We start from the raw sequence: 13,829 nt of genomic DNA on the forward strand, positions 1-13,829 counted from the left end.
CAGGTTTCCTGTGAAATCCGACCCCCACATACTGATCGTCGACGACGACAAGGGCATTCGTGACCTGCTTCAGGAATTCTTCCAGAAGCGAGGGCTGCATACATCGGTCGCCGCCGACGGCACCGAGATGGAGACCGTCCTGCGCCGCGCCCAGGTCGACCTGATCGTCCTGGACGTCATGCTGCCCGGCAAGAGCGGGCTGGAGCTCTGCCGCGACTTGCGCGCCAATTATTCGACGCCGATCATCATGCTGACCGCGGTTACCGAGACAACCGACCGCGTGGTTGGGCTGGAGATGGGCGCGGACGACTACGTGCCGAAACCCTTCGATCCGCGCGAGCTGCTCGCACGCATTCGTGCCGTCTTGAGACGCAATGGCGCCGCCGAGCCGCGACGCGCCGCCTCGCGGCAGATCTACCATTTCGCCGGCTGGACGATGGACTGTTCGCGCCGCCGGCTAATGGCGCCCGGCGACGTCAGGATCGAGCTGACGATGGCCGAATTCAATCTCCTGCAGACCTTCGTCAAGAGCGCGCAGCGCGTACTGAGCCGCGAGCAGCTGATCGAGCTGTCCGGCGGCGACAGCGGCTACAGCTTCGACCGCAGCGTCGACATTCTGGTCAGCCGGCTGCGGCGCAAGATGGAGGACGACCCGAAAACGCCGAAACTGATCCTGACCGTGCGCAGCGGCGGCTACCAGTTCCTGCCTGAGACGACCTCCGAATGAGACGCATCCTGCCGCAAACGCTGCCGGTCTGGGTGCTGCTCATCGTCATCGCCGGCCTGCTGATCAGCCAGATCGCGACCCTTTACATCGTTTCGCGCGACCGTGCCGCCGCCAATGACGTCGTCGATCTCTATCGGCTGAACGACCGCGCCTTCTCCCTGGTGCAGCTGATGCATGATGCCACCCCAGAACAGCGCAAGGCGACGGCCTCCGGGCTGTTCAACGCCACCTATGCGCTCACCGTCTCCGACACGCCCGCCGTCACCTCGTCGATAGCGGGCGACGACGAGCTGGCCGAACTGGAAGACATATTGGTCGGCCGGCTGTCGAAGTTCGGCATCACCGATGCACGGGTCCGCCGCGACCCGGCAACGCACGAAGCCGACGCTCCCGGTGGGACGGTCGCCGGTCCCGATATCGGCCAGGTCGAGCGCGACCTGCTGGTGCTGGCGGCCGATTTCGCCCAGAGCGACAAGCTGACGGCTTCGCTTCGCTTTGCCGACGGCCAATGGCTGAACTTCACCGAGCCGAACACGCCGGCCGGGCCGATACTGAGCTTCGATAGCCTGCCGCTCTATGCCTTGATCGCCGGGCTGGTGGTGGCTTCCTCGATCTGGTCGCTGCGTCGGCTGACGGCGCCCTACCGGATGATGGAGACCGCGGTGAAGCGGATCGGCGAGGACCTGAAGAGCCCGCCGATCGCCGAGAGCGGCAGCCGCGAGGTGCGTACCGCGGCAAAGGCGGTCAATGCCATGCAGGCGAGGCTGCGCGCCTACGTCGAGGACCGCGAGCATCTTGCGGCCGCACTGGCGCACGACCTGCGCACGCCGCTGACCAGGATGCGGCTGCGCCTCGAACTGCTGAGGAATTCGTCCGTGCGCGCCGCACTGGCGCACGACCTCGCCGATATCGAAGGCATTGCCAGCTCGGTCATCGACTTCGCCACTTTCGAGGTGACCGAGGAGAAGAGCGAGAGGATCGATTTCTGGTCGCTGGTAGAATCGATCGCCGACGGCTTCGACGAGGTCTCCTTCGAGAATGAAGACGGGCGCTCGCGCGGCCTGATTTGCATGGCGCGGCCGGTCGCGCTCCGGCGCTGCGTCACCAACCTCGTCCAGAACGCGGTGACCTATGGCAAGAGGGCGCATCTCAGCCTGCGTCAATCAGGCAAGACAATCACGCTGGCGATCCATGACGAAGGGCCGGGCATACCGCAAGCCGAGCTCGACGCCGTGTTCGGCTCGTTCGTGCGCCTGGAACAGTCGCGCAACCGTCAGACCGGCGGCCTCGGCCTCGGCCTGACCATCGCCCGCAACATCGCCCGCGGCGCCGGCGGCGACGTCATCCTGTCCAATCACCCCGATGGCGGCCTGTTGACGGAACTGAGATTGCCGCTGGCGGTTTAGCTTGCGATATCGGGCTAAGCCGGCGTTCCTTGGCGCGGCGTTTGGTCTCGGTTCTCGCCAAGGAGAAAAATTATCTTCGCAGCACCGCGCTCAGCACATCCCTGACGCCGATGGCGCCGACGAAGCGCGACTGGTCGTCGAACAGCGCCACCGGTGCGGTCTGCGAGCGATGCATGGCCAGCATCACGGTCTTCAGCGAGGTGCCGGGATTGGCCCAGAACACCTGCGCCGTCTCCTCCGGCTGGGCTTCGACATCGGCGCAGGACACCCATACCGCCGGCTTGCCGTCGCGCTCGGCCGCCGCCACCAGCCCATGCTCGTCGATCTTGAAGCGCGTCGTCTTGCGCCGGTCGAGCCACACCCACCCGTCCTCGCCGTGCTCGAGGTCGCGGCGGTCGCGCATGACGTTCCACGCGGTCAGCACCGAAAGCGGGTTCACATTGGCGATGAAGTCGCGGACATAATCGTTGGCGGGCCGCAGCACGATGTCTTCCGGCGCGCCGGTCTGCACGATGCGCCCGCCCTCCATGATAGTGATGTGGGTGCCGATCTTCAGCGCCTCCTCGAGGTCATGGCTGACGAAGATGATGGTCTTCTTCAGCTCGGCCTGAAGCTGCAGCAGCTCGTCCTGCAGCTTGGTCCGGATCAGTGGGTCGAGTGCCGAGAACGGCTCGTCCATCAGCAGGATCGGCGCCTCGGTGGCAAAGGCGCGCGCCAGGCCGACGCGCTGCTGCATGCCGCCGGAAAGCTCATGCGCGTATTTCTTCGACCACTGGTCGAGATGAACCAGCTTCAGTTGCTTATTCACCCGCTCCTTGCGCTCGGCTTCAGGCACGCCGGCGAGCTCGAGGCCGAGGCCAACATTTTCCTCCACTGTGCGCCACGGAAGCAGACCGAACTGCTGAAACACCATCGCCACTTGTTTCTGCCGCAACCGCCGAAGCGTCGCCTCGTCGCAGGTGACGACGTCGACCGTGCCGTCGCCGTCCTTGACCAGCACCTGGCCGCGCGAGACGACGTTCAGCCGGTTGACGGCCCTGAGCAGCGTCGATTTGCCGGAGCCGGAAAGCCCCATCAGCACCGAGATCTCGCCCTCGTTCACGGTGAGGCTGGCGCCGGCGCAGCCCAGTACGTTGCCGGTCTGTTCGAGGATCTCGGCGCGGGTGGCGCCGCTGTCGATCAGCGCCAGCGAGCCTGCCTGGTCGGCGCCGAAGACGATGTCGACATTTCTGAAATCGACGGCGACGGTCATTTCTTGCCTCCCACGCCGATGCGCGTCATTCGGTCGAGCACGATGGCAAGCACGACGATGGCCAGCCCTGCCTCAAGCCCTAGGTCGATCCGGCGCGAACCGAGCGCGCGGTTGATCTCGGTGCCGAGGCCGCCGGCGCCGATAAGGGCGGCGAACACCACCATCGACAGCGACAGCATAATCGACTGGGTCAGCCCCGCCATGATGGTCGGCAGCGCCGAAGGCAGCTCGACCTTCCACAGCAGCTGGCGTTTGGTGGCGCCGAACGCCTCGCCCGCCTCGACGATCGATTTCGGCACCGAGGTGACGCCGAGATGGGTGAGCCGAACCGAGGTCGGAATGACGAAGATGATGGTGACGATGAGGCCGGGCGCATTGCCGAGGCCGAACAGGGTCAGCACCGGGATCAGGTAGACGAAGGTCGGTAGCGTCTGCATCAGGTCGAGCACCGGCAGCATGACGCGATACACCTTCGGCTTGTGCGCGGCCCAGATGCCGAGCGGCACGCCGATGGCCATCGACACGGCGGCGGCGGCGACCACCAGCACCAGCGTCTCCACCGTCTGCTTCCACAGGTTCTGGTTGAGGATGAACAGCAATCCAATGAATACCGCCAAAGCCAGGCCTTTCGAGCGCTGCAGGAAATAGGCGAGCAGAGCGATCAGCGCGATCAGCAGAACCGGCGGCAGCAACAGCAGCCCGTCGACGATGCCGTCGAGCAGGAAGTTGAGGCTGTTGGAAAAAGCCCTGAAGATGGTGTCGAAATTGTCGGTGAGAAAGCCGAAAAACGCCTTCCCCCATGCCCCGATGGGAATCTTGTAACTGACCAGGAATTTGGAGATCGGATCCATCTAGCCCCTCTTCTGCCGGCGCCGTCCTTCGCCGCACGGTCATCTTGTCACAGGATATGAAAAAGGGCAGCCATTTCTACCGTGGCTGCCCCTTGTCTCGTCATGCCAGATGATCGGGTCAGCTTCCGAGCGCCGTTTTCACAGCTGCCGCCGCATCGCCGCCGTCGAAGGTGGTGACGCCGGCGATCCAGGGGGTGATCGCGTCAGGGTGTTTCTTCAGCCAGTCGGTCGCGGCGGTATTGGCGTCGGCGCCCTTCAGGATCGCGTCCATCATCTCGCCTTCCATGTCCAGGTTGAACTTCAGATTGGCGATGAACTTGCCGGCGTTCGGGCATTCGCTCATGTAGCCCTTGCGTACATTGGTATGCACGGTGGCAGCACCAAAGCCGCTATCTCCCATCCCCTCGAGATAGGTGATCTTCATGGCGCCCATCACCGGATGCGGCGTCCAGCCGAGGAAGGCGATCCATTCATTGTTCTTCATCGACTGCTCGGCCTGGGTGAGCATGCCGGCCTCGGAAGACTCGACCAGTTCAAAGCCTTCGAGATTGGTCTTCGGATCCTTGATCATATCGAGGATGATGCGGTTGCCGTCATTGCCGGCCTCAATACCATAGATCTTGCCGTCGAACTTGTCCTTGAACTTGCCGAGATCGGTCAGCGTCTTGACACCGGCATCGGCGACATAGGTCGGAACGACGATGCCATAGCCGGCACCGCTGAGATTTTCGCTGACGGTCTCGACCGAGCCTTCGGCGGTATAGTCCTTAATGTCGTTGGTCATCGACGGCATCCAGTTTCCAAGGAACACGTCGAGGTCTTTGTTCTTCAGCGATGCATAGGTCACCGGCACAGAAAGCTGGATCACCTGCGGCTCGTAACCGAGCGCCGTGAGCAGTACCGAGGCGACGCCGGTAGTCGCCTGGATGTCGGTCCAGCCGACATCGGACAGCCGCACCGTCTTGCAGGTTTCCGCATCACCGGCGAAGGCCCCAGTCGTGGATAGAAAAGCCGCCAGGCCGAGGCCGGCGACGAATGAACTCATGCGCGACATAGAAATTCTCCCATTTCAGTTCTCGGTGAAGCGAAGTGGCGGTTTTATCTCCACCTTTGTTCCGTCAGCCAAACACCATTCTGCTGCGGTTTCAAGCACTAAGGCAATCACGAACAACGGCGCAGGCTGGCCGATCGGCGACACGCCCGCCGCTTTACGGATGGAAGTCGTCTTTTCCCGGTGGAATGTAGGCGCTCCCCCTCCCCGCTTTGTTGCAACTCGGCTTAAAAGGACGGCATGGCCAAGCTGTACTTCCATTATGCGACGATGAATGCCGGCAAGACGACGATGCTGTTGCAGGCCTCGTACAATTACCGCGAGCGCGGCATGACGACGATGCTGTTCATCGCCGGCCACTACCGCAAGGGCGATACCGGGCTGATCTCGTCGCGCATCGGCCTGGAGACGGAGGCCGAGATGTTCCGCGACGGCGACGATCTGTTTGCCCGGGTCGCCGAGCATCATGACCACGCCACGGTGCATTGCGTCTTCGTCGACGAGGCGCAGTTCCTCGAAGAGGATCAGGTCTGGCAACTCGCTCGCATCGCCGACCGGCTGAACATCCCGGTCATGTGCTATGGCCTGCGCACCGATTTCCAGGGCAAGCTGTTTTCCGGCTCGCGCGCCTTGCTGGCGATATCAGACGACCTGCGCGAGGGGCGCACAATCTGCCGTTGCGGCCGCAAGGCGACGATGGTGGTACGCCTAGGGGCCGACGGCAAGGTGGCGAAACAGGGTGAACAGGTGGCGATCGGCAAGGACGTCTATGTCTCACTCTGCCGCCGCCATTGGGAAGAGGAAATGGGCCGCGTCATGCCCGACGATTTCATCGGCTTCATCAAAACCTGACCAGCGCGTTGCGTCCATCCGACCGCCCAGCCAACATTCGTTCGGCAATCGCGTCATCGTGCGGCGCTTGTTAAGGCCTGCTTCCTATTTTCAAAACCTCTCAGCCAGAGCCGTCGGGGAGTTCCCATGTTTCGAGCCATCTCATCTGCAACTGCTTTCCTCTTCGTCGGCGCTCTTGCCGCGCATGCCGACGGCGATGCCGCTCTCGGCAAGAAGGTCTTCAACAGATGCATGGCCTGTCACGAGGCAACGAGCGAACGCGACAAGGTCGGCCCGCATCTGCTGGGTGTCGTCGGCCGCACCGCCGGCACCGCGGACAGTTATCTCAGCCGCTACTCGCAGGGGATGAAGGACGCCGGCGCCGCCGGCCTGGTCTGGGACGAAATAAACCTTGCCGAATACCTGCGCGCGCCGCGGCAGAAGGTCCCCGGCAATAAAATGACCTTCCGGCCTGACCAGCGACGAGGACATCGCCAATGTCATCGCCTACCTCAAGGCCGATCCCAAGCCCTGAGCGTGACCCCAGTTGCCTCGTTTCCTGGTGTCGCCCGTCTTCCGTCTTTCATTCGCCAAACCCGGCACATATAGTCACGGCGGTTTGCGACACGAAAACCGATGCCGAAGCGGGAGGCCCCAATGGCGACATTGCAGAATTTCGATGCCGAGATTGCCAAGACCAAGCAGGTCGTAGAGGACATGCGCACCAAGATCGAGCAGTCCGGTAGCGTGCTCGACACGCTCGCCACCGCCGACAAGAAGATCGGCGACGCCAATTTCGACATCGAGAATGCCCGCATCGAGGACGTGCTGAAGCAGCAGAAGGTGATGGAAGGCAATATCGCCGACCTGATCATCGGCCTGGAGGACGCCACCAACGTCTTCGGCGCCGAATTCGAGAGCATGAAGAACTACACCGGCTGGGAGAATTTCGTCGGCGTCTTCTCTAGCCAGCGCAAACAGCGCATGCGCACCGACCGCGTCCGCAACATGTCGCTGGCCGGCAATTTGCAGGAGCTGTTGGCGAAATCCGACACCATCGTCGGCATCCTCAAGGCGCAGAAGCAGGTTCTCGACGCGCGCTACAAGACCTCCGAGGCCAGCCTGTCGCAGGTGATCGAGCGCCGCAAGACAACCATGTCCAATCTCGAGACCGTGCAGAAGCGCATCGAGGAACTCAACCCGATGCTGCTCGACATCGAGAACAAGATCGCCGCCTCGACCAGCCAGAAGGAGCGCACGCAGCTTGAAGGCGAACGCTCGAAACTGGCCACGGAATACAACGAAAAGCAGGCCAAGGAGCAGGAATTGCTGGCCGAGAGCCAGACGCTGGAGCGCTACACCTCGATGTTCCAGACCTTCGTCGATTCGCTCAACAATCAGATCGCGGCGCAATCGACGCTGATCAACAAGCTGACCATCGATACCGAGCAGCGCATCGTGCTGTACAAGGCCCTGGAAGATTCGCTGAAGACCGCCGCCCAGCAGGATGTCGCCCACAAGATCAACACGCTGGGCAGCCAGGTCGACAACACCGCCGAGGAGACCATGGCCGGCATTGGTGCCGCCTCGCAAAAGCACATCGGCGATCTGCTTGAAATGCACGAGAAGAACATGGTCGCCACCGCCGACATCCAGCGCCGCAAGAAGCTCGCCGACGATGCCTTCGCCCGCCGCTTCGACGATGTGATGAAGAAGCACAATTCGGCAAATTACGTGCAGTCGTAATTGCTGCACGTGCACTGCTCCCAAGGGCTGGCAGCATGACTCCCGAAAACGAAGCCGCGGCGCGCTATTTCTCGACGATCGCGGCGGCACTTGGCGGCCTCGAAGTGTTCATGCGCGACGATCGCTCGCCGCTCTATCGGCACGGCATCGTCGCCAAGGTCGTCGCCGAATATATTGCGCGGCTCGACAAGTCGTTCTCGTGCTGGCGCAACCGGCTGGGTTTCACCGAGACGTTCCGCATCTCGCGCGCCGAAAGCGGTTTTCCGGTTTTCCAGAACCTGCTCGAGCTGGAAAACGACCGCCTCCAGGCCGACAGCCGTCTCGCCGTCATCCCTTCGGCCAGCGAGCTGCGCGAGGAAATGGCCGACTTCATTCTGCGCCACAAGGAATTTCCCGAAGCGTTGCAGAAGTCGATGGCCGAGCGGCTTTACCTTGAAGACGTCAAGAGCGGGACCACCTTCGGCCCGTTCACGCTGGCGCAGACGGCCAAGGTTTCGGTCAACCCGAAGACGCTGCGGCCCTATTACCTGGTCCACTGGGCCTGCTTCGACGGCAGCGCCAACCTGCCGCTGGTCTACATGGCGACGGTCGAGGATTCCTCCGACGACATGATCCGGCAGCTGGTCGATAGTAGCGGCAAACTTAATGAGAGGGTCGATATTCCGCTGCCGGTCGACGGCTTGCTCAATCCCGAGCTTGCCCACCGTTTCGACGATTTCACCGAGAAGAATTCCGCCTACACGCTGTCGCCGGCGACGATCGCGGTCAACCTCGACAAGGATTTCGAGACGCTGCATCCCAAGCAGCTGCGCCGCGTCGTGCTCGGCCCGTTCTATTCTGCCGGCATTACCGACAACAATTCGACGGTGAACGAAGTGCTGGCCAAAGTGCGCAAGCCGGAAAACGCCTGGCTGCTGACCTGGACTATCCAGGAGGTCTTTTCCAAGGCCGAGAAGCCCGGCCGCAAGGGGCTGTTTTCGAGCGAGAAGACGACGCAGGAATTCTTCATCAACACCGACGATCTCGAGGCCGCACGCCAGGGCGTGTCGAGCTACGAGAACCACGCGCTGATTCCGCATGAGGCCTATCAGTCGCTTTACGCCGCCGGCGAGGCGCAGAAGATCTTTTCGGGCTACAAGGTCCATATCCTGTCCAAAGGGCAGGTCATCAGCGACGTCTGACCATCAAATCGCGGAGCATCCTCCATGGACACCGGTCTGACCACCATCCCGGAATCGGCAATCGAAAAGCACCGCGCCACTGCGCAAAGTTTCATCACCCGCATCGTCGTGCTGGAGGACCCATCGCGCGAATCCGGTACCGCGCTTGCCGGCACCAACCGCCGCTTCGTCTCGACCGTTTCGGTCGGCTCGGTTCGCCGCACGCGCGAGGTCGAGCTCGCCAAAACCGTCGCTGCCGTCCATCCCGACGACCAGCTGCTGACCATCCCGCAGCACACGCTGCTGTTTCGCGCCCGGCGTGGGCTGGCCATTGCGTTGGCAATATCCGATGTCTTCGCCGAAGGCTCTGACCTCGAAAGCCTGCAAGCGAAAAACGCCCGCGCGCCGCTCGAAGGCGACGAAGCCGCCACATTCAAAAAGCTGCTGTCAGCTTCGGCCTATATTTCCGCCTTCAGCTTCGCCTCCTATCTGTTCCAGCTGATCGATAGCGACGGCGAGGCGCCGAACGACACGCCCGAGCCGGACTTTCTGTTCGACACGCCCCAGGACGCGGTGAAATCGATCGTGGCCGGCCTCGACAGGGCGATATCAGGCGCGAAGGACGACGCCGACCTGATGACCCGGGCGCGCGCCTTTGCCCGCATTGCCATCGATGGGCTTTTGGCGCGAAAAGGCCGCTTCGACGGCATCGGCCCGTTCGAGAACGCGCATATCCGCATCGACGTCGACGATTTCACGCTCGATGGTTTCGACGTCGCGCCGGGCAAGCGGGCAAAACCGTTGGTCATGACCTTCAAAAAACCAGAAGAGGTCGTCGGCAACCACATCGCCAAATACCAGTCGGTCAAGCTCGCCAAGATGCTGATGGCCTACGACTTCGAGCGCGAGTTGAACCCGTTTGTCGAGCTCGGCGGCTTCCTGTTCACCTTCATCGGAGACGGCGCGCCCGGCACCGGCAAGACGACGCTGATCCAGATGATCGCCGGTCTCGTCAACGGCTACTGCCAGGTCGCCGGCTATCCCTTCGCCTACGAGAATTTCGGCGTCGACCAGATCTCGTCCTACCAGGGCAAGTCCGGCCAGAACTGCCGTCAGTTCATCAACAATGTGCTGAACCCGCGCGTCATCGGCTTCGGCACCATCGACGATATCGACCAGGTCGCCGCACGCCGCTCCGACGATCGCGCCTCGGCCGGCCAGCAGGAAATCACCGGCGTCCTGATGGACGCGTTCGGGGGTGCCGGCACCGTGGTGCGCGGCAATTGCTCGTTCGGCATGTTTTCCAACTATCCCGAGAACGTCGACGACGCATTGCGCCAGCGCGCCGGCGCGCGCTGGCTGGTCGATGGCCCGCAGAGCCGCGACGACTACATCGACATCTTCGTTCTGCTCGCCGGCAAGAACCACAAGATCCCGCTCGGCGAGCACAAGCTCTACGCTGCCCAGGAAATCCAGCGCGCGGTGATGGAGGCCTATGAGGAACATGAAAAGCCGCAGGAAGACGGGCTGATGAAGGTCTACGAGCGCTATATGAAGGAGAACGGCGCACCGAAGACGATGGCCGACATCGGCACTTATCTGCACATGATCAAGGATGCCGAGCCGCGCTTTACCGGCCGCGCCATCAAGAACGTCACCGACGCGATCAAGATGCGTGCCATGGACATCGAATTGCCCGACGAGTGGTTCGAAAAGCCGGAAGCCTTCATGCACAAGGGTTACGACGACAAGAAAGCCATGATCGAGGAACTGCGCGGGCCATTCTCGATGGACATGGTCATGCAGGAGATCAATCGCTATGCGGATTCCGAATTCCGTTATTCCGACAAGTCCGACGATGCCGCGGTGAGCAAGATGATCCGCGATACTCGGCTGCGGGAGCGTGCCGTCCGCGAGATCGAGGAGATGAAGAAGAAGGGGCTGTGGAATGCGTGAGATGCGCCGACGCCCCCTTCTCCCCTTGTGGGAGAAGGTGTCGCCGAAGGCGACGGATGAGGGGTATTCGTCAAGCTGGAACACCCCTCATCCGACCGAGCTTCGCTCGGCCACCTTCTCCCACAAGGGAAGAAGGAGCGTTCGCGCTCCTCATCCGCCGTTCGGACACCTTCTCCCCGTGAACGGGAAGAAGAAAGCATGAGCCCCGCCAACAAGCCCAATCTGTTGCGCGACAACGAGCTGATCTACGGCCGGCTGCTGACGATCGACGAGCCGCACCTGATCCAGCGCTACAACAAGGCGATGATCGCGTTCGGCTTGAAGCCGACCAAGTTGAAAAGCTTCGAGATCGATCGCACTGGCTTCTCGCCGCAGGTCGCCGAGGAATGCGGCGACTACAGCTACCTCGATCCGAACGAGGTCAACCGCCGCTTCATCATCCTGACGCCGTCGCAGATCGACCTGCCGGTGGTGCACACGGCATTCTCCAACACCTCGCTGCTGATGTACGAATTCATGTCGAAGAACCAGCGCGCCATCGATGCGCTGACGATCAAGGACGTCATCTACGGCGAGATCGAGGATTCGGTCCCCAAGGTCGACGACATCGAGGACCTGCTGTCGATCAACCAGGTCGAATTCAAGGTGCTCTCGGCCGAGGATGTGCTCGGCAAGGCCGCCGAACTCGGCAAGCTGGTCGATCGGCTGAAGCAGGAGCCGGATGCCTGGCGCGACAACGCCATGCTGGCCCACATGGTCGAGCTGGCGAAGATCTGCGGCGACATCCGCGAGAATGCGCTGGTGCCGGACCAGGTGATCTTCCGTCACAATGCCTATTGGACCAGCCATTTCGGCGGGCTCTATGTGTTCGTCGATCCCGACGTGACGACGGTGATCAGCGACCCGGCAGCGCCCGGTTTCCGCCGCTCGCGGCCGTGGCAGGTGAGTTACCTTTCGATCCACGATGCCGACAAGGTGTTCAAGTTCCTCGCCTCGACCGGCCGCATCGAGCTGCCGCGCGCCTCATGGATCGAAACCTCCGGCTATCTCGAGCATCGCGCCGAAATGGTGGTGCGCGCGATGATCCGCGACGCCGAGCCCGACCGCAATCTGACCGATGTCGACAAGGTCTGGCTGCAGACCTGGATCCACGGCCATGCCGATCTGATCACCAGGGACGGCAATTTTCCCTTCCTCAACGCCGCCAAGCGCGAGATCGCCCAGCTCGGCCATCTCAAGATCGAGGATGTGTTCCCGCAGCAGCGCTTCCTGGTCATCCGCGCCAAGCCGGACCATCCCGACGCCTGGCTGACCAACCAGCTGATCTCGGACTTCGTGCCGCAGGACTTCGTCTCGCGTTACGTCTTCAACAAGCCGGGCTTCTACAGGGATTATGACGGCTTCAGCGACGCCTGGCGATCGCATGTTGTGGACGTTCTGAAAACCACATATCTGAAGGACAAGGTGGCGTTTCGCACACGCCTCTACGGCTTGACTGACTGAGGGGGGTGACATCGCCATGCTTGATCCGATCGTGAATTTCTTCACCCGGATTTTCCAGTGGATTGGCCGCGGCATCGGCCTGCTCATCGGCGCGATCCTGTGGCCGTTCCTGTGGGCGGGGCGCTGGTACACGCAACGCGGCTGGATCCTGAAGGCGGTGCTCGGCCTGGCTGTGCTCGTGCTGATCGGCCTCTATGTCAATTTCTTCTATGCCACGCAGTGGTGGAACAATTTCGACCCGAATTACGTCGACAAATACACTTTCGAAAAACGCAACAGCTCCGCCGGTGAACAGGTTTCCGCCGGCGCCGGCACCGACACGGCCAAGACCTGCGGAAATTCAGCCATTGCCCAGGTTGCTGCCGACCTGACCGACTTCAACGTCAACCAGAATGCCTGGGTGTCGTCGATGATCCTCTACAAGCTCGGCCTGTTCGGCATCGACTGGGACCACACGCCGTTCATGGACAACAAGGCTTCGTTCCAGCGCGGCATCAACCAGGCGGTGCGGCGTACGGCGACCGAGCTTGCCGATAATCTCGGCCGCGTCCGCACCACCTCGCAGATCGACGCCGACCTGCAGGACGCCCGCGGCAATCTGCAGTTCGATGAGGAAACCTGGTATTTCGGCTTGAACCCGTTCGGCCCCAAGACGCCGACGCCGAGCTACTATCGCGACGCGGTGCGCAAGCTGCGTTCCTTCAACGCCCGCCTCGCAGCCTGCCAGGCGACGTTCGATGCCCGCGCCGACAATCTCAAGCAGTATATCGACCGCATCTCGTCCGATATCGGTTCGACCTCGGCGATCCTCAAGGAGCGTGCCGAAAACCACAATAATGGCTGGTTCGACACGCGCGCCGACGATCGCTTCTGGTTCGCCTATGGCCAGCTCTATGCCTATTACGGGCTGATGAAGGGCGCACAGGCCGACTTCGAGGACGTCATCAAGGAAAAGCACCTGCAGAACCTGTGGGATACGATGGACGCGCAGTTCGTCTCGGCGCTGCGCATCCAGCCCTTCATCATCGCCAATGGCCGCGAGGACGGCTGGCTGTTGCCGACACATCTGACGACGATGGGTTTTTACATACTCAGGGTGCGCTCGAACATGGTCGAGATCAGCAACGTGCTGACGCAGTAGCGGATCGTTCCGCACAGCCGGCGCTGGTGAATTTGCGCCGTTGCTTCTGTCGCTTTTCGCGTATTAGGCGGCTGTTTTGAGACGGCGGAACCGCCCCTGCTCTGGCTTCTATACGGCGCTGCAACCGGCGCAAAAAAGAACCTGTAGCAGAGCGGCCGGCGGCAGAGGTATTTTCTTTGCAGGAAACATAGTTGCATGAAAGTTG

11 protein-coding genes and 1 pseudogene are annotated in these 13,829 nt (G+C 61.9%); 9 read left to right on the forward strand and 3 right to left on the reverse strand.

From position 1 onward, the window contains the following. The first annotated feature begins 10 nt into the window (after nt 1-10). The gene (locus NKH83_RS16575; protein WP_352646619.1) at nt 11-727 is read left to right on the forward strand and encodes a response regulator; all 717 of its coding nucleotides are present in this window, start codon (nt 11-13) and stop codon (nt 725-727) included. Continuing rightward, nucleotides 724-2,133 carry an ATP-binding protein gene (locus NKH83_RS16580; protein ID WP_352805824.1) on the forward strand — a complete coding sequence of 470 codons (1,410 nt, stop codon included), beginning with the start codon at nt 724-726 and terminating at the stop codon, nt 2,131-2,133. Before NKH83_RS16575 ends, NKH83_RS16580 begins: the two co-directional genes overlap by 4 nt. Nucleotides 2,134-2,203: 70 nt before the next feature. Here NKH83_RS16580 and choV read toward each other — a convergent pair whose 3' ends face one another. The 3 genes from choV to NKH83_RS16595 form a co-directional block, all read right to left on the reverse strand. After that, entirely contained in the window at nt 2,204-3,385 is a 1,182-nt protein-coding gene (choV, locus tag NKH83_RS16585) for a choline ABC transporter ATP-binding protein (protein ID WP_352805827.1), read from the reverse strand. Next, a complete protein-coding gene (gene choW / locus NKH83_RS16590; RefSeq protein WP_254819158.1) occupies nt 3,382-4,236 on the reverse strand; it encodes a choline ABC transporter permease subunit in 855 nt (284 codons plus the stop codon). Before choW ends, choV begins: the two co-directional genes overlap by 4 nt. A gap of 118 nt (nt 4,237-4,354) precedes the next feature. Beyond that, nucleotides 4,355-5,290, reverse strand: coding sequence for a choline ABC transporter substrate-binding protein (locus NKH83_RS16595; RefSeq protein WP_352805830.1), 936 nt, complete (start codon nt 5,288-5,290; stop codon nt 4,355-4,357). 237 nt (nt 5,291-5,527) lie between these two features. Here NKH83_RS16595 and NKH83_RS16600 point away from each other — a divergent pair, with 237 nt between their 5' ends. The 7 genes and pseudogenes from NKH83_RS16600 to NKH83_RS16630 all read left to right on the forward strand — a co-directional run bounded on the left by NKH83_RS16600 (nt 5,528) and on the right by NKH83_RS16630 (nt 13,624). Further along, the gene (locus tag NKH83_RS16600) at nt 5,528-6,139 is read left to right on the forward strand and encodes a thymidine kinase (RefSeq protein WP_352805833.1); all 612 of its coding nucleotides are present in this window, start codon (nt 5,528-5,530) and stop codon (nt 6,137-6,139) included. Nucleotides 6,140-6,265: 126 nt separating this feature from the next. Beyond that, nucleotides 6,266-6,653, forward strand: a pseudogene (locus NKH83_RS16605) (c-type cytochrome). A gap of 122 nt (nt 6,654-6,775) precedes the next feature. After that, the gene (locus NKH83_RS16610) at nt 6,776-7,864 is read left to right on the forward strand and encodes a hypothetical protein (protein ID WP_254819154.1); all 1,089 of its coding nucleotides are present in this window, start codon (nt 6,776-6,778) and stop codon (nt 7,862-7,864) included. 35 nt (nt 7,865-7,899) lie between these two features. Continuing rightward, complete coding sequence (locus NKH83_RS16615) at nt 7,900-9,045, forward strand: hypothetical protein (protein ID WP_352805836.1); 1,146 nt, start codon at nt 7,900-7,902, stop codon at nt 9,043-9,045. Between the two features lie 24 nt (nt 9,046-9,069). Further along, complete coding sequence (locus NKH83_RS16620) at nt 9,070-10,980, forward strand: AAA family ATPase (protein ID WP_352805840.1); 1,911 nt, start codon at nt 9,070-9,072, stop codon at nt 10,978-10,980. A gap of 198 nt (nt 10,981-11,178) precedes the next feature. Then, nucleotides 11,179-12,483 carry a DUF6638 family protein gene (locus NKH83_RS16625; RefSeq protein WP_352805842.1) on the forward strand — a complete coding sequence of 435 codons (1,305 nt, stop codon included), beginning with the start codon at nt 11,179-11,181 and terminating at the stop codon, nt 12,481-12,483. Between the two features lie 16 nt (nt 12,484-12,499). After that, entirely contained in the window at nt 12,500-13,624 is a 1,125-nt protein-coding gene (locus NKH83_RS16630) for a DUF2333 family protein (protein WP_023679513.1), read from the forward strand. Nucleotides 13,625-13,829 lie beyond the last annotated feature (205 nt).

Source organism: Mesorhizobium sp. M0909 (assembly GCF_040319515.1).
Classification (GTDB): domain Bacteria; phylum Pseudomonadota; class Alphaproteobacteria; order Rhizobiales; family Rhizobiaceae; genus Mesorhizobium.